The organism is Mesorhizobium sp. M0615, assembly GCF_040320805.1.
Lineage (GTDB): Bacteria > Pseudomonadota > Alphaproteobacteria > Rhizobiales > Rhizobiaceae > Mesorhizobium.
Window position 1 is genome coordinate 1 of record NZ_JAMYQI010000031.1, and the last position, 25,708, is coordinate 25,708.

General features: G+C 62.8%; 26 protein-coding genes and 2 pseudogenes. 15 read left to right on the top strand and 13 right to left on the bottom strand.

The window, feature by feature from the left end; all coding sequences use genetic code 11:
- Positions 1 to 149: 149 nt before the first annotated feature.
- Positions 150 to 335, bottom strand: a complete 186-nt coding sequence (locus tag NKI46_RS30165) for a hypothetical protein (RefSeq protein ID WP_023740221.1) — start codon at positions 333 to 335, stop codon at positions 150 to 152.
- Between the two features lie 310 nt (positions 336 to 645).
- On the opposite strand from NKI46_RS30165, the gene NKI46_RS30170 reads away from it, so the two are divergent.
- From NKI46_RS30170 to NKI46_RS30185, 4 genes are all read left to right on the top strand, one after another.
- Positions 646 to 1,005 (top strand): septal ring lytic transglycosylase RlpA family protein, encoded by a 360-nt coding sequence (locus tag NKI46_RS30170; protein WP_023672096.1) that lies wholly within the window; start codon positions 646 to 648, stop codon positions 1,003 to 1,005.
- Between the two features lie 252 nt (positions 1,006 to 1,257).
- On the top strand, positions 1,258 to 2,535 hold the full coding sequence (locus tag NKI46_RS30175) for a polyhydroxyalkanoate depolymerase (RefSeq protein WP_352749526.1): 1,278 nt from the start codon (positions 1,258 to 1,260) through the stop codon (positions 2,533 to 2,535).
- A gap of 192 nt (positions 2,536 to 2,727) precedes the next feature.
- Positions 2,728 to 3,345, top strand: a complete 618-nt coding sequence (locus NKI46_RS30180) for a transglutaminase-like cysteine peptidase (RefSeq protein ID WP_023698094.1) — start codon at positions 2,728 to 2,730, stop codon at positions 3,343 to 3,345.
- A gap of 284 nt (positions 3,346 to 3,629) precedes the next feature.
- On the top strand, positions 3,630 to 3,836 hold the full coding sequence (locus NKI46_RS30185) for a hypothetical protein (RefSeq protein ID WP_023672099.1): 207 nt from the start codon (positions 3,630 to 3,632) through the stop codon (positions 3,834 to 3,836).
- Between the two features lie 95 nt (positions 3,837 to 3,931).
- Here NKI46_RS30185 and NKI46_RS30190 read toward each other — a convergent pair whose 3' ends face one another.
- From NKI46_RS30190 to NKI46_RS30205, 4 genes are all read right to left on the bottom strand, one after another.
- Entirely contained in the window at positions 3,932 to 4,300 is a 369-nt protein-coding gene (locus NKI46_RS30190) for a helix-turn-helix domain-containing protein (RefSeq protein WP_023742012.1), read from the bottom strand.
- Positions 4,300 to 4,818 carry a Smr/MutS family protein gene (locus tag NKI46_RS30195; protein ID WP_023742013.1) on the bottom strand — a complete coding sequence of 173 codons (519 nt, stop codon included), beginning with the start codon at positions 4,816 to 4,818 and terminating at the stop codon, positions 4,300 to 4,302. Before NKI46_RS30195 ends, NKI46_RS30190 begins: the two co-directional genes overlap by 1 nt.
- A complete protein-coding gene (gene mltA / locus NKI46_RS30200; protein WP_023742014.1) occupies positions 4,815 to 5,915 on the bottom strand; it encodes a murein transglycosylase A in 1,101 nt (366 codons plus the stop codon). Before mltA ends, NKI46_RS30195 begins: the two co-directional genes overlap by 4 nt.
- 79 nt (positions 5,916 to 5,994) lie before the next feature.
- Positions 5,995 to 6,699, bottom strand: a complete 705-nt coding sequence (locus NKI46_RS30205; protein ID WP_023672103.1) for a Tim44/TimA family putative adaptor protein — start codon at positions 6,697 to 6,699, stop codon at positions 5,995 to 5,997.
- Between the two features lie 196 nt (positions 6,700 to 6,895).
- On the opposite strand from NKI46_RS30205, the gene NKI46_RS30210 reads away from it, so the two are divergent.
- Both NKI46_RS30210 and secB read left to right on the top strand, forming a co-directional pair.
- Complete coding sequence (locus tag NKI46_RS30210; protein ID WP_023742015.1) at positions 6,896 to 7,396, top strand: FxsA family protein; 501 nt, start codon at positions 6,896 to 6,898, stop codon at positions 7,394 to 7,396.
- A gap of 138 nt (positions 7,397 to 7,534) precedes the next feature.
- Positions 7,535 to 8,035 (top strand): protein-export chaperone SecB, encoded by a 501-nt coding sequence (secB, locus tag NKI46_RS30215; RefSeq protein ID WP_023672105.1) that lies wholly within the window; start codon positions 7,535 to 7,537, stop codon positions 8,033 to 8,035.
- Positions 8,036 to 8,298: 263 nt separating this feature from the next.
- On the opposite strand, the gene dnaQ is transcribed toward secB, so the two are convergent.
- The 5 genes from dnaQ to NKI46_RS30240 form a co-directional block, all read right to left on the bottom strand.
- Positions 8,299 to 9,003 carry a DNA polymerase III subunit epsilon gene (gene dnaQ / locus NKI46_RS30220; RefSeq protein ID WP_023672106.1) on the bottom strand — a complete coding sequence of 235 codons (705 nt, stop codon included), beginning with the start codon at positions 9,001 to 9,003 and terminating at the stop codon, positions 8,299 to 8,301.
- 125 nt (positions 9,004 to 9,128) lie between these two features.
- Positions 9,129 to 9,713 (bottom strand): dephospho-CoA kinase, encoded by a 585-nt coding sequence (gene coaE, locus NKI46_RS30225; protein ID WP_023742016.1) that lies wholly within the window; start codon positions 9,711 to 9,713, stop codon positions 9,129 to 9,131.
- 27 nt (positions 9,714 to 9,740) lie between these two features.
- The gene (locus NKI46_RS30230; RefSeq protein WP_023742017.1) at positions 9,741 to 10,568 is read right to left on the bottom strand and encodes a shikimate dehydrogenase; all 828 of its coding nucleotides are present in this window, start codon (positions 10,566 to 10,568) and stop codon (positions 9,741 to 9,743) included.
- Positions 10,561 to 11,160: a Maf-like protein gene (locus NKI46_RS30235; protein ID WP_023742018.1), complete on the bottom strand. Its 600-nt coding sequence runs from the start codon at positions 11,158 to 11,160 to the stop codon at positions 10,561 to 10,563. The genes NKI46_RS30230 and NKI46_RS30235 overlap by 8 nt, the downstream gene beginning before the upstream one ends.
- Before the next feature lie 58 nt (positions 11,161 to 11,218).
- Positions 11,219 to 12,157: a pyruvate, water dikinase regulatory protein gene (locus NKI46_RS30240; RefSeq protein ID WP_502896583.1), complete on the bottom strand. Its 939-nt coding sequence runs from the start codon at positions 12,155 to 12,157 to the stop codon at positions 11,219 to 11,221.
- Positions 12,158 to 12,440: 283 nt separating this feature from the next.
- Between NKI46_RS30240 and hemE the strand changes: the two genes are divergently transcribed.
- From hemE to yddG, 4 genes are all read left to right on the top strand, one after another.
- Entirely contained in the window at positions 12,441 to 13,472 is a 1,032-nt protein-coding gene (hemE, locus tag NKI46_RS30245; protein WP_023726726.1) for a uroporphyrinogen decarboxylase, read from the top strand.
- Entirely contained in the window at positions 13,472 to 14,014 is a 543-nt protein-coding gene (gene hemJ, locus NKI46_RS30250) for a protoporphyrinogen oxidase HemJ (RefSeq protein WP_023742021.1), read from the top strand. The genes hemE and hemJ overlap by 1 nt, the downstream gene beginning before the upstream one ends.
- A gap of 163 nt (positions 14,015 to 14,177) precedes the next feature.
- Positions 14,178 to 15,443, top strand: coding sequence for a transcription termination factor Rho (gene rho, locus NKI46_RS30255; protein WP_023672113.1), 1,266 nt, complete (start codon positions 14,178 to 14,180; stop codon positions 15,441 to 15,443).
- Between the two features lie 167 nt (positions 15,444 to 15,610).
- Positions 15,611 to 16,537 (top strand): aromatic amino acid exporter YddG, encoded by a 927-nt coding sequence (gene yddG / locus NKI46_RS30260; protein ID WP_023742022.1) that lies wholly within the window; start codon positions 15,611 to 15,613, stop codon positions 16,535 to 16,537.
- Between the two features lie 257 nt (positions 16,538 to 16,794).
- Here the strand turns inward: yddG and NKI46_RS31005 are convergent.
- A pseudogene (locus NKI46_RS31005) lies at positions 16,795 to 16,971 on the bottom strand (DUF255 domain-containing protein); the annotation flags it as partial.
- 36 nt (positions 16,972 to 17,007) lie between these two features.
- On the opposite strand from NKI46_RS31005, the gene mnmE reads away from it, so the two are divergent.
- The 5 genes from mnmE (at position 17,008) to NKI46_RS30290 (ending at position 23,069) form a co-directional block, all read left to right on the top strand.
- The gene (gene mnmE, locus NKI46_RS30270) at positions 17,008 to 18,330 is read left to right on the top strand and encodes a tRNA uridine-5-carboxymethylaminomethyl(34) synthesis GTPase MnmE (protein WP_352749529.1); all 1,323 of its coding nucleotides are present in this window, start codon (positions 17,008 to 17,010) and stop codon (positions 18,328 to 18,330) included.
- Positions 18,331 to 18,761: 431 nt separating this feature from the next.
- On the top strand, positions 18,762 to 20,636 hold the full coding sequence (gene mnmG / locus NKI46_RS30275) for a tRNA uridine-5-carboxymethylaminomethyl(34) synthesis enzyme MnmG (protein ID WP_352749532.1): 1,875 nt from the start codon (positions 18,762 to 18,764) through the stop codon (positions 20,634 to 20,636).
- Positions 20,633 to 21,265, top strand: coding sequence for a 16S rRNA (guanine(527)-N(7))-methyltransferase RsmG (gene rsmG, locus NKI46_RS30280; protein WP_352749535.1), 633 nt, complete (start codon positions 20,633 to 20,635; stop codon positions 21,263 to 21,265). Before mnmG ends, rsmG begins: the two co-directional genes overlap by 4 nt.
- A gap of 65 nt (positions 21,266 to 21,330) precedes the next feature.
- Entirely contained in the window at positions 21,331 to 22,128 is a 798-nt protein-coding gene (locus tag NKI46_RS30285) for a ParA family protein (RefSeq protein ID WP_023672118.1), read from the top strand.
- A 53-nt stretch (positions 22,129 to 22,181) separates the two neighbouring features.
- Entirely contained in the window at positions 22,182 to 23,069 is an 888-nt protein-coding gene (locus NKI46_RS30290; RefSeq protein ID WP_352749537.1) for a ParB/RepB/Spo0J family partition protein, read from the top strand.
- Between the two features lie 400 nt (positions 23,070 to 23,469).
- Here NKI46_RS30290 and NKI46_RS30295 read toward each other — a convergent pair.
- Both NKI46_RS30295 and holA read right to left on the bottom strand, forming a co-directional pair.
- A pseudogene (locus NKI46_RS30295) lies at positions 23,470 to 24,445 on the bottom strand (IS5 family transposase).
- Between the two features lie 71 nt (positions 24,446 to 24,516).
- Positions 24,517 to 25,560, bottom strand: a complete 1,044-nt coding sequence (gene holA, locus NKI46_RS30300; RefSeq protein WP_023750940.1) for a DNA polymerase III subunit delta — start codon at positions 25,558 to 25,560, stop codon at positions 24,517 to 24,519.
- Positions 25,561 to 25,708: the final 148 nt, after the last annotated feature.

Consider the following 25,708-nt stretch of genomic DNA (forward strand, 5'->3'; position numbering starts at 1 on the left):
CCCCCACTCTTTTTTTTAAATCCACCCCCCACCACCTATAACACCACCCTAGTGTTCGCCGCCAGCTTAATTTTTTAAAAAAACCCCGGGGCCCTAGCGAAGCTCGACGGAGTGGGGGTCGATCTGTGGCGGTCGACTTTCGTCGCAACTCACCCCGGCGAACGGCTCGCCCATACCAGCCCGGCGAAACCGACCAGCATGGTCACGATGCCGATATAGAGCCATTGCGACTGGCCGGTCATGAAGCTGCCGCCGACCACGCCAATGCCTTGCAGCGACCACAGCGCGCCGATGGTCAGTACGATCAGAGCCAGCAGATATCTGAACAGTCTCATCGCCAAGATTCCTTTCCGAAGTCGATCGTCAACTGCGCCATGACCGTGATGACAGAGCGAAAGGACGGCGCCCAATCGCGCTCTCTTCTACTTGTACTATAACGTCCTGCCTTGCTCACGGAATCTGTGAAACAGCTCGCAATATCGCCGGCGATACGGCCGCGCCACACGAAAGATGCCTGACAAACTGTTTCCCAGCGACTCCAAACGTGTGCCGGTGCCACGGAACTGCCCGATGCTTGCCGCATTTCCCGCCTTATTCGGCACTTAACGGCTGGGGTCTGTCGAAAACGGAGCCAATCCCCCCAACATGAAGAAAACAAACCAGACCGCGCTTGTCGCGGTAACGATCGCGGCTGGCCTAATGGTCGGTGCATCCGCCTCCTCCGCCGCTGGCCAGTGCGGCCGCGCCTCCTGGTACGCACTGCATTCCAGGACCGCCAATGGCGAACGCATGAACCCGTCGGCGCTGACCGCCGCGCACCGCAGCCTGCCTTTCGGCACCAAGTTGAAAGTGACCAACCAGAATAATGGCCGCAGCGTCATCGTGCGCATCAACGACCGCGGCCCGTTCATCAAAGGGCGCGTGCTCGATCTGTCCAAGGGCGCCGCCGGCCAGCTCGGCTTCATCGGCTCCGGCCATACCTCGGTGTGCATGGCGCGCGTCTAGATCTGTCCAAGTCCGGCCCGATCGGGCCGGACACATCCTGCCCCGTTGTCCAACAGCCTTGCATTTTGCAGTGCACATTGAGCCGGCTGCACCCGCCCAACGCGGTTTCTCAATGCCTTGGACGAAAGATTGGCATATGTCACGCCACGTGACGTATTGCATCGCAGCAATATCTTGTTAACCTCCGCGCGAGACATTCAAGGCTCGGCGCTGTCCGTCGTCCCTTGGGTCACGGCAGCTGCGGAGTACCTGATGTTCTACCAGCTCTATGAAATGAACCATGCCGCCCTGCAGCCCGCGCGGCTTTATGCCGATGCGATGCGGCTGTTCTACACCAACCCGCTCAACCCGTTTTCGCATACGCCGTGGGGCCGCTCGGTCGCCGCCACCGCCGAACTGTTCGAGCGCACGACGCGCCGCTACAGCAAGCCGCATTTCGGCCTGAGCAAGACCGTGGTCGACTGGAAGAGCGTCGAGGTCAGCGAAAAGACGGTGTGGTCGAAGCCGTTCTGCAATCTTACCCGCCTCGAGCGGTCGGTGCCCGCCGGGCGAAAGGCCGACCCCAAGCTTCTCATCGTGGCGCCGATGTCGGGCCATTATGCGACGCTGCTGCGCGGCACGGTCGAGGCGATGCTTCCCTATGCCGACGTGCACATCACCAACTGGGTCGATGCCCGGATGGTGCCGGTGACCGACGGCCATTTCGACCTCGACGATTATATCGACTACATCATCGACATGCTGCATGCGCTGGGGCCGGACACCCATGTGATGGCGGTGTGCCAGCCTTCGGTGCCGGTGCTGGCGGCGGTGGCGCTGATGGAAAAGCGCGGCGATCCCTTCGTGCCCTCGACCATGACGTTGATGGGCGGGCCGATCGACACCCGCCGCAATCCGACCGCGGTCAATCTTCTGGCCAAGGAAAAGGGCATCGACTGGTTCCGCGACAGCGTCATCATGCACGCGCCCTGGCCGGTGCCGGGCTTCGGCCGCGAAGTCTATCCGGGCTTCCTGCAGTTGTCGGGCTTCATGAGCATGAACCTCGACCGGCACATCACCGCCCACAAGGACTTCTTCATGCACCTGGTCAAGCATGACGGCGACAATGCCGAGAAGCACCGCGATTTCTACGACGAATATCTGGCGGTGATGGACCTGACGGCGGAATTCTATCTGCAGACCGTCGACACGGTGTTCGTGCGCCATGCGCTGCCCAAGGGCGAGATGACGCATCGCGGCGAGGTTGTCGACACCAAGGCGATCCGCAATGTCGCGCTGTTCACGGTCGAAGGCGAGAACGACGACATTTCCGGTCTCGGCCAGACCCAGGCCGCCCACGATCTCTGCCCCAACATCCCGGCTGACCGGCATGCGCATTACATGCAGCCGGCCGTCGGCCATTACGGCGTCTTCAACGGGTCGCGATTCCGCTCGGAAATCGTGCCGCGCATCGTCGATTTCATCACAAGCTACGGCCGCCAAACACGCGTAGCGGTGAAACCCAAGCTGGTCCGCTCCGCCAAAGGCTGAGGCTCGATCCGGCTGCAGCGTGCATTGCCCGCAAAAGCGGGGCGATTTTGCGCGCCACAGGCGTTCTGTTGCACAATAGACGCTGTTGGGCGGGCGCGGGTAACCATGCCGAAGAATCTGGCTCCCCCGATAATTGACACGGAGTGTAAATCCCCTTTAACCTTTCGTTAAGAACAAGGGCGAACGGGGACAATGACTTCCTCACCGATGGCACGGACGCTGCGCTTGTGGGCGGCAGCAGGGCTGGCGATCTCTGCGTGCTGGGCAGTGCCGGCACTTGCAGGCGGCGCCATGGCGACGGGCGGCATGACCTCGCAGCCGATCGGCCACTATGATTTCTGTAAAACCCAGCCCGGCGAATGCTCGATCCGGCCGAGCAACCTCAACCCCGCCGCGATGACCGACGCCTTCATGCGCAAGCTGATCAACGTGACGTCAAGGGTCAACGCCGCCGTCAAGCCGATGAGCGACTACGACATCTATGGCAAGGACGAGGTCTGGGCCTATCCCGACAAGGGCGTCGGCGATTGCGAAGACTATGTGCTGGAAAAGCGCCGCCTGCTCTCGCGCTCTGGCGTGTCGCTGGCCGATCTCTTGATCACCGTCGTGCGCAAGCCGGACGGCGAAGGCCATGCCGTGCTGACCGTGCGCACCGACAGGGGCGACTACGTCCTCGACAATCTGACCGACAAGGTGAAGATCTGGGACGCCACCGGCTATCGCTTCCTCAAGCGGCAGGCCATCGACAACACCGGCCGCTGGGTCTCGATCCGCGGCGGCCAGCAGGTACTGGTCGGCGCGGTTCAGTAAGGACACGACGCTTTCGAACGAGCGGGATATCGGCCCGCGCGCCATCTTCAGGATGAGTCAGCGCTGCCCTCATCAACGCTGCGGAATAGGTGCCGGCGCAGCGGCTATCTCCCTTCCCCCGTCACTACGGGGAGAAGGTGCCGGCAGGCGGATGAGGGCAGCGCTGCCCTCGAAATCTTATCTCTCGAAACGCCTCCTCAAAAAATTTCGCTACCTGCGTGAACCAAACCGTCTCCAGCGGCGACACACAGCCGTAAACAGAAACCCAACCATGGAGACTTCAAATGACTGCTTTCCTGCGTAATGCTTTCCTCGCCGCCATCGCGGTATCGTCCCTGGCCGGATCCGCTATGGCCGACCAGACCGGCTGCGCCAAGAACAACCAGTGGGGCAATCGCTGTTGCGATCTCACCTCGGACTGCCTGGGTGGCGGTCGCGGCGGCGATCATGACAGCACTGGCGGCCGTGGCGGCCAGGCCGGCGCGAAGTAATCTCGCTATATGCCCGCTGGCTAACGGCCGGCGGGCATCGCCTTCAGGATGAAATGCCGGCGCTATTGATGAGCATTCGTGGCCTTGGCGCCGCCCTACTTACGCCGCTCCAGTGCCGCCCGGATCGAGCCGGTGATGCGGGCAAGCTCGGCTTCGTCCAGCTTCTCGATGTTTTCGGCCAAGAGATTGGCCAACTCGGTGGCGGCAGGACTGAGGCCGGACGTATCGAGTCTCACCCGCGGATGTGAGGCCTCGGCCAGACGCGCCAGCTCTTCGGCATCGTCCCAGATGACGTTGAAATAGCCGATGATCTTCTGGATCAGCGTCCAGGTCGGCGCGCCGCGGCGGCCATGTTCCAGCGCCGACAAATAGGCGGCGCTGACTCCGATCGCCTGCGCCATGTCCTTCTGGAGCAAGCCGCGCTCGGCTCGAAGCGCCCGCAGTTTTTCGCCGAACGGCGTCATCAGCGGGTTCGCCTGAGTCGAACATAGAGCGCGCCCGAACCGCCGTGGTTGCGGGCGGCGTGATCGTGGCTGGAGACCAGCGGCCGGAAGGCAGGCGTCGACAGCCAGGCAGGCACGGCGCGCCGCAAGACGCCGTCGCCGCCCGACGACGACCCTTTTCCCGTAATGACGAGGACATAGCGGATGCCGCCGGCATGGGCCCGGTGCAGGAACGAAAACAGCAGCGAATAGGCCTCGTCCTGAGTCATGCCATGCAGATCGACGCGGCCTTCGATCGGCAGCCGGCCCTTCTTCAGCTTGTCCAATGTCGGCTCGTCCAGCGCGTGCGATACATGTTGCGCCTTCGGCTTGGCGGCGAGGACCGGACCGACAGCGACCGGCGTCTGTGCCGGCCTAGGGTCGACGACGATGTCGGGAAACTCGACCGCGGTCCGGCCCTTCAGCGGTCGGGCGGTGCGCGCCACCAGGTTCCACAGCACCCGATCGTCTTCGTTGAGTTTATCGGGGCGCTTGCTCATCGATTCGATTCCGAAACGAGAGCGCGTGGAACCAAGGCATAGAAATCGGCCGCATTGCGAACGACGCCGGCGATCTCGCCGGCCGCATCGCCGGAGCCGGCGAACAGATCGCCCCGCGCCGGTCCGGTGATGGCCGAGCCGGTGTCCTGCGCAATCATCAGCCGCCGGAACGGTTTTCCGTCGAAGGCGGTCAGCGACGGAGCGTCGATGTAGAAGGGGGTACCGAATGTGTGCAGCAGCCGGTCGACCGCGAGCGAACGGCCCGGCGTCAACGGCACCTTGGCGGCGGCGATAGGACCGAGTGCGGCATCGTCGACATCGGCTTCGCGAAAGAAGATGTAGGAGCGGTTCTGCCAGAGGATCTCGTCGACGCGATCCGGATGCGCCCTGAACCAGGCGCGGATAGACTGCATCGTCACTTTTTCCAGTGGGATTTCGCCGAGTTCGGCGAGAATCTTCCCCGGACCGCTGAAACGTTGGCCGGATTTGGCGGCGTAGGTGACGCGGCAAAGCCGGCCGTCGGTCATCTTCAGCCTGGCCGCACCTTGCACATGGATGAAGAAGACGTCGACCTTGTCGGCAAGCCAGGCGATTTCCAGGCCTTGGCCGGCCAGCGCGCCTCTCTCGATCTCACTGCGGTCGAAATACTCCACCAGGCCCTGCGGCGTATCGCGGGCGAAGGCGAGATAGTCGTCCATCCCTCGAGGACGGTTGGCATCATCGATGTCGACGAGATCGGAAGGCCGCGCCAGCAGCGGCACCGTGAATTCATCCGTGCGCACTGGTGAGGCCTCGACCTCCGGCTCGTAGAAGCCGGTGACCAGGCCGGGGTTTTCGGATCGAATCTGGACTGGGGCGAAATGGCGCTCGAAAAAAGCCTTGGCCGCCGACCGATTCGCCGGCGAAACGGTGCGCGCCTCGTCATAAGCGGCGGCAAACGCGTCGAACCGGACGCCCAACGAACCGGTGCGGTAGGGCTTGCTCAGGACATGAAAGGCCGAACGGCGGAAGGCTTCGAAAGCCGGCAGATGGTCATCGGAATTCCAACCGGGAAGATCATCGAAGGACTTTTCCACAAAAAGCGGCGAGAGCGACACCTCAGCCTCGCCACTGCCCATGTTTGCCTGCATGTCGCTATCCCAAAAAAGCTGCCCGCACGGGGCGACATGCATAGGCTCAGTCTTCTTCCTCGGTGGCGACCAGCTTCCAGTTCGGATCGCGCGAGCGTGTGTCGCGGGCGAAGGTCCAGACATCCTTGACCTCGGCCACCGTCTCGGGATCGCCGTCGATGACGGCACCCGCCTTGTCGCGGGTCGCCGAAATCAGTTCGCTCACGATGCGCAGCGTGATGTGGGCCTCGCCGCCTTTCATCTCGGCCGAGACGATGTCGGCCTTGTCGATGCCGACGAAGGAGGACTGGATCTTTTCGGCTTTCGCCTCGCGGTCGCCAATCGCGGCAACGAAGCCGTCAAAAACCTCGCGCGACAACAGGTTTTTCAGCGTTTTTCGGTCGCCATCGGCATAGGCCATGACGATCATCTCATAAGCCATCTTGGCGCCGTCGACGAAGACTTTGGGGTCGAAGGAGGGATCATTGTCCTTGATCGCGCGCAGGCCCTTGTTGAGGTCGGTGTCGGGCTTGGCGAAGGCATCGATGGCCGCATAGGTCTCGGCAGCCGTCTCGCCCGGCATGCGCTTGCGTGGCAGCGAAACCACATTTTCGGGCTTCTGGGTCGCGTCCTTCTCGGTGCGGCTGGCCGTGTACGGATCGAAGGGCGGGCGCTCGCTGCCCGTGCGGCGGCCAAGCACGTTGCGCAGCTGGAAAAAGATCACCACCGCCGCAATCAGAAAGAAAATGGTGCCGAAGTCGAAGAATCCCATATCTTTCGCCAATCAATCCCTGACCTGGCCGGGACCGCCAGCCAATCGGGCGGCGGTCGCATGGCGTTAAACATGCAAAGCATATAGAACGCATGGCGCAATCATTCAAATCAAAGGCAGGCATACCTATCTAACGGCCTCAGTGCCAGCGGCGATTATGCGCCGCCCGGCAAACATGGAAACGATCGGTCAAGACTTGCGCATTTCCTTCCTTCCTCTGTTCCTGCTTGCGCTGCCGCTGCTGGAAATCGCCGGTTTCGTCATTGTCGGCCGCGAGGTCGGGGCGCTCGCCACGGTCGGCCTGGTGCTGGCTTCAAGCATTGCCGGCGTGCTTCTGCTCCGGCACCAGGGTTTTGGTGTCATGGCGCGGGTCCGTGCCGAGATGGCCGGCGGCGGCGACCCCAGCCGCCAGCTCGCGCATGGCGCCATGATCGTGGTCGCCGCGATCCTGTTGATCATCCCCGGCTTCATTACCGATATTATCGGCCTGCTGCTGTTCCTGCCGCCGGTGCGCGACCTTGCCTGGCGCAGGCTCAAGGGCCGCATCGTCGTCGCGACCGATTTCACCGCCGGCGGTTTTCGCGGCAGGTCGCGTGACAAGGTCATCGACCTCGACGACCGCGACTATTCGCGCGAGGACGATTTCAAGCGCGGTCCCGACCATAACTCGCCGTGGCGCCGCCTGAAGGACGACTGAACGTCACCTTGCCAACGACTGACTATCGACCCCTTCGGCCTGAAGGCGGCAAACCTTGTCTTGTCATGCCGACCATGCTAGCCAACGCCCGATTTCAATTCGGTCAGCGCTGCTGTCCAGGCAAAAGGAACAAGGCTCATGGCCAGCAAAGATGACGCGCCGGTCGGCGCCGCCAACGGCAACGGCGAAACGGCGCAGCCGTCGCTCAACGTGCTTGCCCAGTATGTGAAGGACCTGTCCTTCGAAAGCCCCGGCGCGCCGAACTCGCTGCGCGGCCGCGACAAGGCCCCCGGCATTGCGATCAACGTCAATGTCAATGCTAACCCGCTCTCCGACAAGCAGTTCGACGTCAATCTGACCTTGAACGCCAAGGCGTCCTTCGACCAGGAAGTGCTGTTCAATGTCGAACTGGTCTATGGCGGCGTCTTCGCCATCGCCGGCTTCCCGCAGGAGCACATGCTGCCGATCCTGTTCATCGAATGCCCGCGGCTCTTGTTCCCGTTCGCCCGCCAGATCATCGCCGAAGCCACCCGCAATGGCGGCTTCCCGCCGTTGATGCTCGACCCGATCGATTTTGCCCAGATGTTCCAGCAGAAGCTGGCCGAGGACCAGGCGGCATCGAAGGTCAAGGTTAGCTGAAGGCTCGCGTCGCGCGCATGAGTTGAAAGCCCGGCTTCGTGCCGGGCTTTTTGTCTACTGAGATGCTGGCGGGACAGCACCCCCCTCTGCCTTGCCAGGCATCTCCCCCTGAAGGGGGGAGATTGGCCGTCATCGCGACCTTCGCCAACTTTAGACGTTGCAGGAATGGGCTGGAGCGGCGAAGCTGCTGATCTCCCCCCTTGAGGGGGAGATGGCCGGCAGGCCAGAGAGGGGTGTGACGGAACGCTACCTCCGCGATCCGTTCACCCCGCCGCCACCTTCAGCCACAGCGCCTTTTCGCCCAGCGTTGCCACCAGCCCCGCATGCGCCGCTCGCTCACCTTCAGTCAGGCGCGGCGGCAGGGCGATTGGCCTGGCGGCGATCGAGATGTCGATGTCGGCAACGTCGCCATTGCTGTTGAGCTGCACCACGACCGCGTCGAGGACAAGTGCGGCCTGCTTGCCGCCGATGAGTTCGATGTAGACTTCGGCCAGGAGCTCGGAATCGAGCAGCGCGCCGTGCTTGGTGCGGTGGCCGTTGTCGATGCCGTAGCGGCGGCAGAGCGCGTCGAGCGAATTGGGGCCCATCGGATGCTTGCGCCGCGCCAGCGCCAGCGTGTCGACGACGCGCCCGGTGTCTATGGCCGGCTGGCCGAGCCGCCCGAATTCCGTGTTGAGGAAGCCGATGTCGAAATTGGCGTTGTGGGCGACGAGCTTGGCGCCGTCGGTGAAGGCGAGCCATTCCTCGGCGATTTCGGCAAAGGTCGGCTTGCCGACGAGGTCGGCGGCGCTGATGCCGTGCACGGCTTGCGCCTCGACATGGACGGCGCGCCCCTGCGGATTGATGAATTTGTGGAAGGTGCGGCCGGTCGGGAAGCGGTTGACCAGCTCGACGCCGCCAAGCTCGATGATGCGGTCGTCGCGCATGTCGAGTCCGGTGGTTTCGGTATCGAAAATGATCTCACGCATAGAATCAACTCACTCCTGGAGGAGTAGAATCATGGAGCGGAACAAAATGGCAATGGGCAATGCCGACAGCCTGCCGTCAGGAGCCTGATGGGCGCGACTTATCCCCCAGGAGTTAGCAGGCGAGCTCAGCGTCCTGAGAGCTCGGCAATGATCGCGCCGACCGCGGCGCGGGCGGCGTCCATGCCTTCACCGGTGTCGATCACGAAATCGGCCTGCCGGCGTTTTTCGGCGTCGGGCACCTGCTTGGCCAGGATGGCCGCCAGCTTTTCCTCACTCATGTCAGGACGCGCCAGCACGCGGGCGCGCTGGATATCGGCCGGCGCGGTGACGACGACGACCTTGTCGACACGGTTGCGGCCGCCGGTTTCGAACAGCAGCGGAATGTCGAGCACGACGAGCGGCGCGCCGGCGGCGCGGTGCCTTGCCAGAAAGGCATCGGCATCGGCCCGCACCAGCGGATGGACGATCGCCTCCAATGTCTTCAGCGCAGCAGCGTTGCCGAGCACGCGGCGCGCCAACTCGGTGCGGTCGACCGAACCGGCAATCACGGTGCCGGGAAAGGCCGCCTCGACGAGAGGTACTGCCTTGCCGGCATAGAGGCGATGCACGGTCTCGTCGGAGTCATGCACCGGCACGCCGGCGTCGACGAACATTTTCGCCGTCGTCGACTTGCCCATGCCGATCGATCCGGTGAGGCCGAGCACGGTCATCATTTGGCGCCCATCATTTGCGACCCATCATTTGGCGAGGATGTCGGCGACGATCATCTGTCGCAACTCAGGCGTGACCTGCGGCATCTTGCCGAACCAGCGTTCGAAACCGGGCACAGCCTGGTGCAACAGCATGCCGAGCCCGTCGACCGTCTTCAAATTTCTCGCGCGGGCAGCGGCAAGCAGCGGTGTTTCCAGCGGCACATAGACGATGTCTGCGACAATGGCGTGAGCTGGCAGGCCGGCCGGATCGGCGGCCAGCGTCGCATCGCCATGCATGCCAAGTGCCGTCGTGTTGATCAGCAAGCCGGCATCGCCAAGCAAGTCGCCGACCGCGCCATGCGCCGAGACGCCGGCCCCGAAGCGGTCGGCGAGTTCTTGCGCCCGCGCCAATGTGCGGTTGACGATGCGGATATCTTTAATGCCGCGCACTTTAAGCGCGTGGATGACCGCGCGCGACGCGCCACCGGCGCCGAGCACCACGGCCGGAGCGTTTCTCTCCCAGCCCGGGGCATGCTCGTCGAGATTGCCGGCAAAGCCGATCCAGTCCGAATTGCCGCCCCACAGCACGCCGTCGTCCAGCCACAGCATGTTGACCGCGCCGATCATCTCCGCCGCCTCGTCGCGGCGCTCGACCCGGGCAAAGGCGACTTCCTTGTGTGGAATGGTGACGTTGCCGCCCTGATAGCCATTGGCCTGGAGGGAAGAGAGGAACTCGGGAAAATCGGCCGGCGCGACATCGATCGCATGATAGCTGCCGTCGATGCCGTATGTGTTCAACCAATAGCCGTGGATCTTCGGCGAGCGCGAATGCGCGATCGGATGGCCGGTGACGAAAGCTTTTTTCTCAACCATCGATGGCTCCGAGCGCACGCAATTCCGCCAGCACCGGTAACAGCGGCAGGCCGACAATGGTGAAATAATCGCCTTCGATCTTTTCGAACAGCTGGATGCCTTCGCCCTCGATCTGGTAGGCGCCGACGCTCGACAACGCCTTGGCGCCGACGCGGGCCAGGTGCCGGCCGACGAAGGCCGGATCGAGCTTGCGCATGGTAAGGCTGGCGATGCCGACATGGCGCCACAGCACCTTGCCGTTGCGGCAGAGCAAGGCGGCGCTGTTCAGCTGATGCGTCTTGCCTGACAGCGCCAGCAGATGGCGGCGGGCGCCTTCCATGTCGGCCGGCTTGTGGAACACTTCATCTCCCAGTGACAAAGTCTGGTCGCAGCCGAGCACCAGGGCGCCCGGTCTGCGTTCGCTGACCTCGGTCGCCTTGGCTTCGGCGAGTATCAGGGCGACATCTTCCGGCGACACACCGCTGTCCTGCAACGGCGCCTCGAGCGCACGCTCGTCGACATCGGCAGGCACCGCTTCGATGCCGAGCCCGGCATTGATGAGCATTGCTTTGCGGAACGGGCTGCCGGAGGCGAGGATGATTTTTTCGGTCATGGGTTCTGGGCCTGGTCGATATTGGTTGATTGGGGCAGGAGGTCGCGTTGCCATCCCATCATCTATTCTTCCCCCGCAGGGCAACAATGGCTGCCGCGGTCTCTTCGATCGAGCGGCGGCTGACGTCTATCATCGGCCAATTGTGGCGGGTGCAGATCTGGCGGGCATAGGCGAGCTCTTCGGCGATCGAGGCACGGTCGACATAGTCGGTCGCTTCGTAGGTGCTGCTGTTGCCGAGCACGCGGTTCTGCCGGACATGCGAGATGCGTTCGGCGGTGGCGATCAGCCCGACGATCAGCGGCTTGGTGGCAGCGACCAGGCTTTCGGGCACCGGCACGCCGAGCACGATCGGGATGTTGGCGGTCTTGATGCCGCGGTTGGCGAGATAGATGCTGGTCGGCGTCTTCGATGTCCTGGAAATGCCGATCAGCACCACATCCGCGTCGTCCATATTGAGCGGCAGCTGGCCGTCATCATGCTCCATGGTGAAATTGAGTGCGTCGATACGGTGGAAATAATCGGCGTCGAGCACATGCTGGGCGCCGACGCGGCGGCCGGCCGGCGTGCCGAGATAGGACTGGAAGACGGTGAGGACCGGCTCCAGCACCGAAACACAGGGTAGCCCCATGGTGGCGCAGCGCTCGTCAATGCCGCGCGCCAGCTTCTGGTCGACGACGGTGTAGAGGATGATGCCCGGTTCCTCCTCTATGTCCTCGAAGACTTTCGCCACCTGCTTTTCGGTGCGGATGAGCGGATAGATATGCTCGATGGCGCGCGCATCCTTGTATTGCGCCGAGGCGGCGCGGCCGGCCGCCAGCAGCGTCTCGCCGGTGGCGTCGGAGATCAGGTGCAGGTGAAAGAAGCTCTGGGGTTTGTTCACAGGGGGTGCCTCAGGCTGTGGGCTTGTGTGGATAAATAGGGACCGCAAAGGCGACCGGCTGGAGGCGACTGTATCAGAAGGCCAGTTGTCCACAATTCGATGCGCTGTCAGCTTCACTGTGCGGTTGGGGACAAATCTGGGGACGGGCGTTTTTGCCAGCGCTTCATCCACAGAGGCGGTTTTTCAGCGGCTACGCCAAACCATTGACTCCAGTGATGGAATCCTGGTCATCCACACTCTTTGACAATCCCGCGGAAGAAACACGCGACAAAATGCTGGCTGGCCTTTTCCAGGGCAAAGCGGGACAGGTGACAACCACCGATACCAACAGACTCTTAGAATCAGAAAATTCTAGAAATAGACTATTTAATTATAGAGAAGGCAGGGAAGAGAGCGCTCAATGCCCGAGAACCGCATCGTGCTGGACGTGCTGAGAGGCGAGGCAGTGTTTCCGCCGCCGCTCTGGATGATGCGCCAGGCCGGGCGCTATTTGCCGGAGTACCGCGAGACCAGAAAGCGCGCCGGGTCCTTTCTCGATCTTTGCTACAATCCTGATCTGGCTGTCGAAGTGACGCTGCAGCCGATCGAGCGCTTCGGCTTCGATGCCTCGATCCTGTTCTCTGACATTCTGGTCGTGCCGCATGCGCTGGGACGCGATGTCCGCTTCGAGGAGGGCCGCGGGCCGCTGCTGACGCCAATCACTGCAGCTGAGATTTCGGCTCTCAACAGTGAAACGTTTCACGTGAATCTCGAACCGGTCTACGAAACGGTTCGCCGGCTGCGGGCAAGATTGCCTGACGAGACCACGCTGATCGGCTTCTGCGGCGCGCCGTGGACGGTGGCGACCTACATGATCGCTGGCCACGGCACACCCGACCAAGCGCCGGCGCGGCTGTTTGCCTATCGCGAACCGACGGCCTTCAAGCATCTCCTGAAAGTGCTCGCCGATCACTCCGCGGCCTATTTGATCCGCCAGATCGAAGCCGGTGCCGACGTGGTGCAGATTTTCGATTCCTGGTCCGGCGTGCTTGATGATGCGTCTTTCGAGCAGTTCTGCGTGCAACCGGTGGCGGAGATCGTCAGGCAAGTTCGTGCGGTTCATCGCGATGTTCCGATCATAGGCTTTCCCAAGGGCGCCGGCGCCCGCTACGAGACCTATCGTGAGAAGACCGGGGTGACGGGGCTGGGGATCGACTGGACCGTGCCCCTGTCGGCTGCGAACGAACTGCAGCATTCAGGGGCGGTCCAGGGCAATCTCGATCCCTTGCGGCTCGTGGCTGGCGGCAAAGCCCTGTCGGACGGCGTCGATGCGATCCTCAAGGCACTGGGCGACGGACCGCTGATCTTCAATCTCGGCCATGGCATTACGCCGGAGACGCCGGTGGCGCATGTCGAGGCGATGGTGAAGCAGGTGCGGAGCGCGACACGCTGATGGCTCAATCGGATAATACGGGCGGCAACAGCACTCGTGGGGCGATGATGCGGATGACCATCGGCATCGGAGTGCTGGTTGTTCTCACCGCACTTTTGTTTTTCTTTGCGCCTGAGGGTTTCTATCCCTGGGCGAAGGCAATCCATATCCTGGCCGTCATCTCCTGGATGGCCGGCATGCTCTATCTGCCGCGATTGCTGGTCTACCACGCCGACACAGAGAAGGGGTCCGTCCAATCGGAGACCTTCAAGGTGATGGAGCGGCGTCTGCTGCGCGGCATCATCAATCCGGCGATGATCGTCACCTGGGTGTTCGGGCTTTGGCTTGCCTGGAAAGTGTTTGGCTTTCACGGCGGCTGGCTGCACGCCAAGATAGGCTTGGTGCTGTTGCTGTCGGGCGTGCATGGCTATCTGGCCGGTGCTGTCAGGAAATTCGCCGAGGACCGCAATGAAAAACCGGCGCGGCACTGGCGAATCGTCAACGAGATCCCCACATTGCTGATGATCGCCATCGTCATCCTGGTTGTCGTCAAGCCGTTCTAGGCCCATTTCGGTCGACAAAACGCAGCTTGCTCTTTCCCCCGACCGACGATAAAAGACGGGTCTTCCTTCCCGTCATGCGCCGCCCTTGATTGCTTTCGGCCGCGCCCGGCATTTATCGCATCCAGCCGATATATTTTCCCCAAAGCAGATTCAGAGTCCGTCTATGCAAGAAATGAAACTCGCAGAGTTCAAGAACAAGAAGCCGCCAGAGCTGATCGCCTATGCCGAATCGCTCGAAGTGGAAAACGCCAGCGTCATGCGCAAGCAGGAACTGATGTTTGCCATCCTGAAGAAATTGGCCGCCCAGGACGTCGAGATCATCGGCGATGGTGTGGTCGAGTTGCTGCAGGACGGTTTCGGCTTCCTGCGCTCAGCCAACGCCAATTATCTGCCGGGTCCCGACGATATCTACATCTCGCCCTCGCAGATCCGCCGCTTCTCCTTGAAGACCGGCGATACCGTCGAAGGGCCGATCCGCAGCCCAAAAGAGGGCGAGCGCTATTTCGCCCTTCTCAAGGTCAACACGATCAATTTCGACGATCCCGAAAAGATCCGTCACAAGATCCATTTCGACAATCTGACGCCGCTCTATCCGACCAAGCGGCTGAAGATGGAGATCGACAATCCGACCGGCAAGGACATCTCGTCGCGGGTGATCGACCTGGTGGCGCCGATCGGCAAGGGACAGCGCGCGCTCATCAACGCGCAGCCGCGTACCGGCAAAACGGTGCTGATGCAGAATATCGCCCACTCGATCACGGCCAATCATCCGGAATGCTATCTGATCGTACTTCTGATCGACGAACGGCCAGAAGAAGTGACCGACATGCAGCGTTCGGTGAAGGGCGAGGTCGTGTCCTCGACCTTTGACGAACCGGCGGTGCGCCACGTCCAGGTCGCCGAAATGGTCATCGAAAAGGCCAAGCGCCTGGTCGAGCATGGCCGCGACGTCGTTATTCTGCTCGATTCGATCACCCGCCTCGGCCGTGCCTACAACACCGTTGTGCCGTCCTCCGGCAAGGTGCTGACCGGCGGTGTCGACGCCAACGCGCTACAGCGGCCGAAGCGCTTCTTCGGCGCGGCCCGCAACATCGAGGAAGGCGGCTCGCTGACCATCATCGCCACCGCGCTGATCGACACCGGCAGCCGCATGGACGAAGTCATCTTCGAAGAGTTCAAGGGCACCGGCAACTGCGAAATCCAGCTCGACCGCAAGGTCGCCGACAAGCGCATCTACCCGGCCATGGACATCTTGAAGTCGGGCACCCGCAAGGAGGACCTGCTGGTCTCCAAGCAGGATCTGCAGAAGATCTTCGTCCTGCGCCGCATCCTGGCGCCGATGGGAACCACCGACGCGATCGAGTTCCTGATCGACAAGCTGAAGCAGACCAAGACCAACGCCGATTTCTTCGATTCAATGAACACGTAAGCTTCTCGTCGGCCATCGTTTCGCATTGAAGCCCCGTTCCGGGAACTGGGACGGGGTTTTTCATTGCGGGGGCAAACAGGTCGCATTTCCGACAGGGCGTGGCCTTGGGCGGCAATTTCCATAGCTGTCGTCATGCGAGTAATCGCGTCTCGAAGATCGGAAGCCGCATGGAGAAAGCAATCCCAACCCTGATCGGCTTCTCGGCCATCCTGACATGGTCGTTCTTGGCGCTGCTTTCGACGGCGGCGGGACCGATTCCGCCCTTTCAGCTGGCGGCGATGACATTTCTGCTTGGCGGGTTGGTCGGCGCGTCGAGCTGGCTTGTCCGTCCGGCGGCGATCAAGTCGCTGCGCCAGCCGTGGCAGGTCTGGGCGCTCGGCACAGCGGGGCTGTGCATCTATCACTGCGCCTATTTCTTCGCCATCCAGTCGGCGCCGCCGGTCGAGGTCAGCCTGATCGCCTATCTCTGGCCGTTGCTGATCGTCGTCTTTGCCGCCTTCCTGCCTGGAGAAAAGCTGAGGGCCCATCACATTGCCGGCGTCATGCTCGGCTTTGCCGGCGCCATTGTGGTGATCACCAAGGGCGGCACGATCGGACTGGCCAATGGTGTGATGAAGGGGCATGTCATCGCGCTGTTCTGCGCTTTCATCTGGGCCGGCTATTCGGTTTTATCGCGCCGCTTTGGCAAGGTGCCGACCGATGTGGTCGTCGGTTACTGCTTCATCACGGCTGCGGTCGCCTTGGTGCTGCACCTCACCCTTGAGACCACCGTCTGGCCACAGACTGCGACGCAGTGGAGCGCCATCGTCATCTTGGGCGTAATACCGCTAGGCGCCGGCTTTTACGCCTGGGACTATGGCTGCAAGCACGGGGACATCATGATCCTCGGCGCCCTCTCCTATGCCGCGCCCCTCTTCTCGGTCATCGTGCTTCTGCTGGCAGGCTTTGGTGTGTTTCACTGGTCGGTGGCTGTTGCTTGCATCCTGATCACGGTCGGAGCGGTGGTCGCGGCCAAGGATTTGCTGTTCGGGCCGCGGTCGCCATCCAGTGATGCGACGCCGCTTCCTTCGGCGTTGGACGGAAACACCGGTTGACCTGCCGTCGCAACAGCGGCTCGGTTCCTACGGATCCGGCGCCACGGGCAGGATAGCCGGTGCATAGCTCCGGTCTGCCGGTTGGCGGCCGGATGCCACTGGCCAATGTTCGATCGATTCGCATCCGTTCCGATCGCGGAGACGATCGGCGTGACGCGGGTCGGGATTTCCGATTCGCAACCGGAACGAGGCTTGCCTCATGGGGAGATGGGCTCCAGCTTCACGGTTCCGGGCCAGGAACAGGCATTAACGATGCCGGCCTGCCGTAGGGCTTGCTGGCCCGCCCAGAACTGCTTGGCGTCGGGATAGGACCCGCCTGCTCGCACATGGATGACAGGCGGCTATACAGATTTGGTAATGTCCGGCCGCTCCTCGCGATCGACCTTGATATTGACGAACAGCCGGTTCATGACGGCCGCGACACTGTGGGATTGTCGACCGGACAGCTAGGCGACCGGTGAGAAGGGCAAATGATTTCAGGCGATTCGATCGTTGCGCTTTCCAGCGGGCGCCTGCCCGCCGGCATCGCTGTCATCCGCATTTCCGGACCGAAGACTCGATTCGTCGTCGAAACGGTTGCCGGTGGCAAGGTCAAGGACCGGGTTGCAACCCTGCGCAAGCTCCGAACGGTGGACGGTTCGCTTATCGACAACGGCCTGGTGCTGTTTTTTCCTGGGCCGAACAGTTTTACCGGCGAGGATGTCGCCGAGTTCCACGTCCATGGCGGCCGCGCCGTGGCCGGCAAGATGCTGGAGATCATTGCCGGGTTTGACGGCGTGCGTCATGCGGAACCTGGTGAATTTACGCGCCGGGCTCTTCTCAACGGCAAGCTGGATCTGGTCGAGACGGAGGCGTTGGCCGATCTGGTCAATGCCGAAACCGAAGCGCAGCGGCGCTTTGCCGTGCAGAATGCCGAAGGAGTGCAAAGCGAACTCTATCTTGGCTGGCGCCGTCGGCTGATCCATGCACGGGCGATGATCGAGGCGGAAATCGACTTCGCCGACGAAGACGACGTGCCCGGTTCGGTTTCGGACACGGTTTGGTCCGATGTGCGCGCAATGGTGGGGGAGATCGGCCGGCATGTCGATGGCTTCCATGCCGCCGAGATCATCCGTGACGGGTTTGAGGTTGTCATCCTCGGTGCACCGAACGCCGGAAAATCCAGCCTGTTCAACGCGCTGGCCAGGCGTGAGGCGGCGATTGTTACCGACGAGCCCGGCACGACGCGGGACTTGCTCGAAGTGGTGCTGGATGTCCACGGAGTGCGGGTCAGGGTAACCGACACCGCGGGCCTGCGCGAGGCGCCCGGCAAGATCGAAGCGATCGGTATCGAAAAGGCGCGGGCCAAGGCGCACACAGCTGACCTGGTGCTGTTGCTGGAAGATCTGGCGGACCCGAGTGCGATCGGCAACATGCCTGTCGACGCCCCGGTTTTGAGAATCGGCACCAAGGTCGATCTCTTGAAAGGTTCGCCGCGATTGGAGGCCTATGATGCGTTGATCTCGACGGTGGACGGCACTGGGTTGGCTGAACTCCTGGCCGAGATCGGCAGGCGCGCCGCAGCTGCTATCGGCGATGCCGGTGACATCCTGCCGTCTCGGTTGCGGCATGTGGAGCTGCTCAATGAGACCAGGCGCTTTCTGATCTCGGCTTTGTCGGGGCAAGAGCGCGGCCAGGAGCTGCGGGCGGAGGAGCTGCGTCTTGCGGCGGACCGGCTCGGCCGGATTGTCGGCGCGGTGGATGTCGAGGACCTGCTGGACGTAATCTTTTCGCAATTTTGCGTTGGAAAGTGACTCACGTGAGACAGGGGGGCGCGCTGTGTGAGTGACTCACGTGAAACACAGGGGGCCGCCCTAGTGCGTGTTTCACGTGAAATGAGGAGTTTGGCAAAAACGGCAAGTGCCGAAGGCCGGCCCCGCCCCTCATTGTCCTCCCGGGCATTTCTCACGTGCGGTGACGGGGAGAAAGATACTGTTATCCGGGATTTCGCCAACCACCGAAGCGCGCCAGCGCTTGAGCTCCTCCTTGTTCACTGGGAGAAGATGCCGGCAGGCAGATGAGGGGCAGCGCCAGCCGAGGTAATTGTCGCCGCTTCCATGACTCACGTGAAACACCTCTGCGGCTTTCAGCACTCCGTTCCCCGTGAACGAATCAACCTGCAAATCCTTGACAGCGTCCTCTCGTGGGGACATGTGTCGGGAAATCTCTGAATCTGGAAGGGACAATGATCGATCGCTATGATGTGGTTGTGGTGGGCGGTGGCCATGCCGGGTGCGAGGCTGCGAGCGCTGCCGCGCGCGCCGGTGCCAGGACCGCGCTGATCACGCTGCGCTTCGACACGATCGGTGTCATGTCCTGCAATCCGGCGATCGGCGGCCTCGGGAAGGGCCATCTGGTGCGTGAGATCGACGCCATGGACGGGCTGATGGGCCGCATCGCCGATGCTGCCGGCATCCAATTCCGCCTGCTTAATCGCCGCAAAGGCCCTGCCGTGCGCGGGCCGCGCACGCAGGCCGACCGCAAGCTTTACCGGCTGGCCATGCAGGAAGCGATTCGGCAGCAGAACGGTCTCGACGTCGTCGAAGGCGAGGTTCTGGACTTCGACATCGTGGATGGACGCATCGCCGCTGTGCTCCTGGCCGACGGGCGCCGGTTGGCGTGCGGCGCCGTGGTGCTGACCACCGGCACTTTTCTGCGCGGTCTTATTCACATTGGCGACAGGAAGATTGTCGCCGGGCGGATGAACGAGCAAGCGAGCCTTGGCCTGTCGGCGACGATGAGCCGCGCCGGTTTCGCGCTTGGACGGCTGAAGACCGGGACGCCGCCGCGGCTCGATGGCCGAACCATCGACTGGGCGTCGCTGGAAAGCCAGGCGGCCGACGAACATCCAGTGCCGTTCTCGCTGCTCACCGACACAATCAAGAATCCGCAAATCCATTGCGGCATCACGCGTACGACGCCGGCGACGCACGCGCTGATCCGCGCCAATATCCGCCGCTCCGCCATGTATTCCGGCTCGATCGAAGGCGTAGGTCCACGTTACTGCCCGTCGATCGAAGACAAGATCGTCAAGTTCGGCGATCGCGAAGGCCACCAGATTTTCCTCGAGCCGGAAGGGCTGGACGACGACACGGTCTACCCCAATGGCATTTCGACCTCCCTGCCCGAGGATGTGCAACTCGACATTCTCAAAACTATACCCGGGCTAGAGCGGGCGACCATGCTGCAGCCCGGCTACGCCATCGAATACGACCATGTCGATCCGCGCGAGTTGGAGCCGACGCTTGAGGCCAAACGTATTGCGGGGCTTTTCCTCGCCGGTCAGATCAACGGCACCACCGGTTATGAAGAAGCCGGAGCGCAGGGCCTGCTCGCCGGGCTCAACGCCGCGCGCAAGGCGGCGGCCGACGACCAAATCGTGCTCAGCCGCACCGAAGCCTATATCGGTGTGATGGTCGACGACCTCACCAGCCGCGGCATTGCCGAGCCCTACCGCATGTTCACTTCGCGGGCGGAGTTTCGCCTATCGCTGCGCGCCGACAATGCCGATGAAAGGCTTACGCCTCTGGCAAATCAGCTTGGTATCGTGTCGCCGGAGCGGACGCGGCGGTTCAATGAAGTCACACAGGATCTTGATAGGGCGCGCGAACTCGCAGTTGCGACGACGATGACGCCCAACGAAGCGGCGCGGCATGGGCTGGAGATCAACAGGGACGGCGTGCGCCGCTCCGCCTATGAATTGCTCGCTTATCCCGGCGTCGATATCGCCTGGCTCGCCCGTGTTGTGCCGGCCTTTGGCGCAATCGATGTCAAAACCTCTGAGCGGCTCGAAACGGAAGCGAAATACTCGGTTTACCTCGATCGCCAGCAGGCAGATGTCGCACAAATCCGCCACGAGGAAAGCCGGCTGATCCCGGCGTCGGTGGATTTCGCCGATGTTCCTGGCCTGTCCAATGAGCTGAAGCAGAAGATGCTAACGCGTCAGCCGCGGTCGATCGCTGACGCGCAGCGTATGGAAGGCATGACGCCGGCGGCGCTGGCCATCATCGTCGCGCACGTCCGCAACGCCGAGTCGGCCGCCCAAAGGGCCGTTGCGTGAGCTCTGCCTCATGGGCGAGCCTGCAAGAGGCTGCGGGACCGGTTTCACGTGAAACATTCGATCGCCTGGTGGCGTTCGAACAGCTGTTCCTGAAATGGAACCGAAGCATCAATCTGGCCGCGCCGTCGACGCTGGACGACGTCTGGGGCCGCCACATTCTGGATAGCGCGCAACTGGCGCGAATCGCACCGCAGGCCAAACGCTGGGCCGATCTCGGCTCGGGCGGCGGTTTTCCGGGCCTGGTGCTGGCCTTCCTGCTGGTCGAACGCGAAGGCGCGTCGATCGATCTGGTCGAGAGCAACCGCAAGAAAGCATCGTTTTTGCAGGCGGTCATTGGCCAGTTCGGTTTGCCGGCACGGGTCGTCGCCCGGCGCATCGACGACAGCTATGCGCTTGTTTCCGAACCGGAAATCATCACGGCGCGGGCGCTGGCCGCGCTGCCAGCGCTGCTTGACCTGTCGGCGCCATGGCTGACCAAGGGGTCACGTGCGCTTTTCCACAAAGGCCGGGATTACCGCTCCGAGGTGGAAGAAAGCACTCACCGCTGGGCTTTCGATCTGGTAGAACATCCGAGCATGACCGACGCCCATGGCGTCATCCTCGAAGTGACCGATCTGCGGACGGCGTAAGCTCTCCTTCGCAACCTTGGCGACGCAATGAATACCTGGCCCACATGAATACCTGGCACAGACCCATGAAAACCGGACCTCGCATCATCACCGTCGCCAACCAGAAGGGCGGCGTCGGCAAGACCACCACCGCCATCAATCTGGCCACGGCGCTGGCCGCGATCGGCGAAAAGGTGCTGATCGTCGATCTCGACCCGCAAGGCAATGCCTCGACGGGTCTCGGTATCGACCGCAAGGATCGCACCGTCTCCTCCTATGACGTGTTGACCGGCGAACTGGGCCTGGAAGAGGCGGCCATTCCGACGGCGGTGCCCGGCCTGTCGATCGTGCCGTCGACGCTCGATCTGCTCGGCATCGAGATGGAAATCGCCTCGGCGCCGGATCGCGTGCTTAAGCTGCGCAACGCGCTGCGCGCCGCCACCGAGCGCGGTGCGCCGTTCGGCTATGTGCTGATCGACTGCCCGCCCTCGCTCAACCTTTTGACTTTGAATTCAATGGCGGCAGCCGATTCTGTTCTTGTGCCGCTGCAGTGCGAGTTCTTCGCGCTGGAAGGGCTCAGCCAACTCCTGGAAACGGTGGAGCAGGTGCGCCGTTCGATCAATCCGGACCTGATCATCCAGGGCATCGTGCTGACCATGTATGACGGCCGCAACAACCTCGCCAACCAGGTGGTGCAGGACGTGCGGGCACACATGGGCGACAAGGTCTACGAGACGATCATTCCTAGGAATGTGCGGGTGTCCGAGGCGCCGTCCTACGGCAAGCCGGCAATCCTCTACGATCTCAAGTGCTCAGGCAGCCAGGCCTATCTGCAGCTGGCGTCCGAAGTGATCCGCCGCGAGCGTAAATTGCGCGCCGCATAGGGTCGATAAACAAAGCGATCCGGCACCGAAACGATCAAGAATCTGGAATTGAGATGAGCGAAGACCTTTCGAGAAAGAGACTGGGGCGTGGACTGGCGGCGCTGATCGGCGAGATCGACCGCCCGGTGGCAGCCGAAAAGCCGGGCTTGAATGCGGACGGCAAGGTGCCGATAGAGTTCCTGAGCCCGAACCCGAAAAACCCGCGCCGGCACTTTGGCGACGCCGACCTGACCGATCTCGCCCAGTCGATCCGCGAACATGGCGTGGTGCAGCCGGTGGTGGCGCGGCCTTCGCCGACGCAGGCCGGGCGCTATGAGATCATCGCCGGCGAGCGACGCTGGCGCGCCGCGCAGCGCGCCGGGCTGACCGAGATTCCGATCATCGTCCGCGACGTCAACGACCGCACGGCGCTCGAACTGGCGATCATCGAGAACGTCCAGCGCACCGACCTCAATCCGGTCGAGGAGGCGCTCGGCTACCAGCAGTTGATCGACGATCACGGCTACACCCAGGCCGATCTCGGCAATGTCATCGGCAAGAGCCGCAGCCACGTCGCCAACACGCTGCGGCTGCTGAAGCTGCCCGACGTCATCCGAGACATGCTGGTCGACGGCGCGCTGTCAGCCGGTCACGCCCGCACGCTGGTCACGGCGCAGGATCCAGCTGGGCTCGCCAAGCAGATTGTCGAGGAGGGGCTTTCGGTGCGCCAGGCGGAAGCGCTGGCGCAGATGCCGGCGGGCGGCACGCCGCCCAAGGCAAAACCATCACACGGCGTATCGGGCAAGGATGCCGACACGCTGGCGCTGGAAAGGCTGATGACCAACACGATCGGCATGATCGTCACCATCGAGCACAAGGGCAGGGGCGGCGCGATCCGCGTGGACTACCGCAGTCTGGAGCAGCTCGACGAGCTATGCCGGCGGTTGAAGGATGAGCGGTAGAGGGTTGGGGTTGCGCCATATTTAGCCGGCGAATGAAGTCTGGCTTAGGATGAAGAAAGGGCTTGGCGGTTGCCGGCTCTTCTTTTTATTGGCGATTGCCGAAGGGATCGAACTGCTGATCTCCCCCCTTGAGGGGGAGATGGCCGGCAGGCCAGAAGGGTCGTCTCCCATCAAGCGCCGACCTCGTTTGTCGTTGCGAAAGGCGCCAGCGCTCCACGCGCCGCGACCCCCTCTGTCGCCTTTGGCGACATCTCCCCCTCAAGGGGCCCGTTGCGTTATAGGCTTTGGGCGTGGAGAGAGACGGCAAGGGCAATGCGAGGTGGTTTCCGGCGCTGGTTTGTGGCCAGATGGGGTAGGAGTTGGCGTATTCGGCGGATTTCGGGCGCAGTGCGACCCTAGATCAGGTCGCCAGCGTCACCCAGCGACGCATGTTGAAGGCCATGGCGGCGATGAGAACCTGTCCTGCCGCCTTGGCCAGACCGCGATAGCGGATGGCGCAAAGTCGCATGCGGTTCTTCAAGGTGGCGAAGGTCGTCTCGACGGCAAAACGTTGCCGGGCGATCAGTTGGTTGAACTGCTTCAGGCGCGCCGGCAGGCGCGGATGATGCTTGTTGGCCCGCCGCATCAGCCGCGGCTTGATCCCGCGCTGCCTCAGCGACAGCTCGCGCGCCTTGGTGTGATAGGCCGCATCCGCCAGCACCGCGCCTTCGTCGCCACAGATCAGATGATCCGCCTCGACCGTGTCGTTGACGTTGGCTGCTGTCGTCCTCACCCGGCGGATCAGACCAGAACCCTGGTCGACGCCGACATGGGCCTTGTAGCCGTAGGAGGAGCCAGGCTTGCCCTGCCGGCGTGTAAAGCCGGCATCGGGATCGCCGGCATCGCCCGCTTCGTGCGCGGCCCCACTGGGCGGCCGTGCCGCCGCCGTCTCGATCACCGTGGCATCGAGCATCGTGCCGCGCCGCAGGATCAGCCCGGCCTTGTCCAGTTGATGGTCCAGTTCGCCAAACAGCTTCTCCAGAAGCCCGGCCTCCACGAGAAGATTGCGAAAGCGGTTGAGCGTGGTGTGGTCGGGCACCGTCTCCTCGAGCGTCAGTCCAACGAAGCGGCGGAACGACAGCCGATCGGCGAGCGCCTCCCTCCAGTTCGTTGTCCGACAGCCCATACAAGGATTGCAGCAGAAGCGCCTTGAACATCACCAGCGAATTGTACGCAGGCCGCCCCGGCCCAGTTGGCGAGCGCAGCCGCGCCAGGATCTTCTCGAAGCGATACCACTTCACCAGCGACGACAGCCGGTCCAGTCGTCCGCTCCGACCAAGACCCTGCGGCAGCAGAGCCTCTACAAAACTGAACTGACCGCTCGGCTTTGTCGTCATGGCAAAATCCCCGTTTCAAAAACAGGGAATCACATCCACCCAATTTTGCAACAGTCCCTCAAGGGGGGAGATCACCGCTGCGCCAGCCTCGCGCTCTCCACCGCAATGCCGAGCAGCGCCTGCCGCGCCAGCGCTTCCGACAAATCCGGCCTGCGCCTAGTCTGCAGCACGGCCGATTGCAGCCGGTTCAGCGCGCGGCTGAGCGCCTCGACGTTCCAGCGCTCCAGCGCCTTCTCCACCAGCTTGCGCCGCGAGAAAAACACCGGCGGACGGGCGCCGGCCACTGCCGAGGCGGCGTTGCGGCCGGCGGTGTCCATCTGGCCGCGCATGACCTGAAGCTGCTGCAGCTGCCGCATCGCCGAGGACAGTACCAGGAAAGGATGGCCGCCGGACAGGCAGTGGCGGGTGAAGGCGGTGTCGAAGTCACCGATCCTGCCCTCCAGCACAGCATCGACCGCGTCGTCGAAGGAGGCGCCGGAGACGTCGCCGGACATCGCCCTTACGTCGTCGAGGCTGATGTCCTTCTGGCCGTGGGCATAAAGCACCAGTTTTTCGATCTCACCGCGTGAGGCCAACCGGTCGCCGCCGAGATTGCGGCGCAGCGCCTGGCGTGCGTCGAGCGCCATCGACATGCCGGCCTTGCGCAACTCGTCGTCGATGACGCTGTCGATGTCGCGCGCTTCATCGGCATAGCATGGCAGCGCCATGGCGTTGTCGGCCGCCTCGACCACGGCGCGCAGCCCGACGCCTTTTTTCAGGTCGCCGGCCTCGATGAGAATGATCGCGTCGCGCGCGGGCTCCGCGGTCAGCGCCTTGACGTCCTCAGCCAGCGGCTTCTGGCCGCTGGCGTTGCGCACCCACAGAAGCCGCCGGTCGGAGAACATCGGCACGGTGCGGGCTTCGTCCAGCAGCCGGCCCTGGTCGCGATCGACCTCCGCGCCGTCGAGCCGGACGACGGAGAACGGATCGTCGAGCGACAGGCCGGTTTTCGCGGCAAAGGCTTTGGCCCGCTCGGCGACCAAGCCGCGGTCGGGTCCGTAAAGCAGGACGATCGATATGCGCGCGTCAGGCTTCGCCAGCCACGAATCGACTTCGTATCCTTTTTTCTGCGCCATTAGCGGTGGTTAGCATGGGGAGAGGGCGGAGTGAACGTTCTCCAGAGAGTTCGAGACCCTATTGTGTCCAGCCGATAGATGGGTAACACTTTGAACCGGATACATAGGTGACACTTCTCTCCCCCTATGCGTCCGCCGCAGCGCCAAG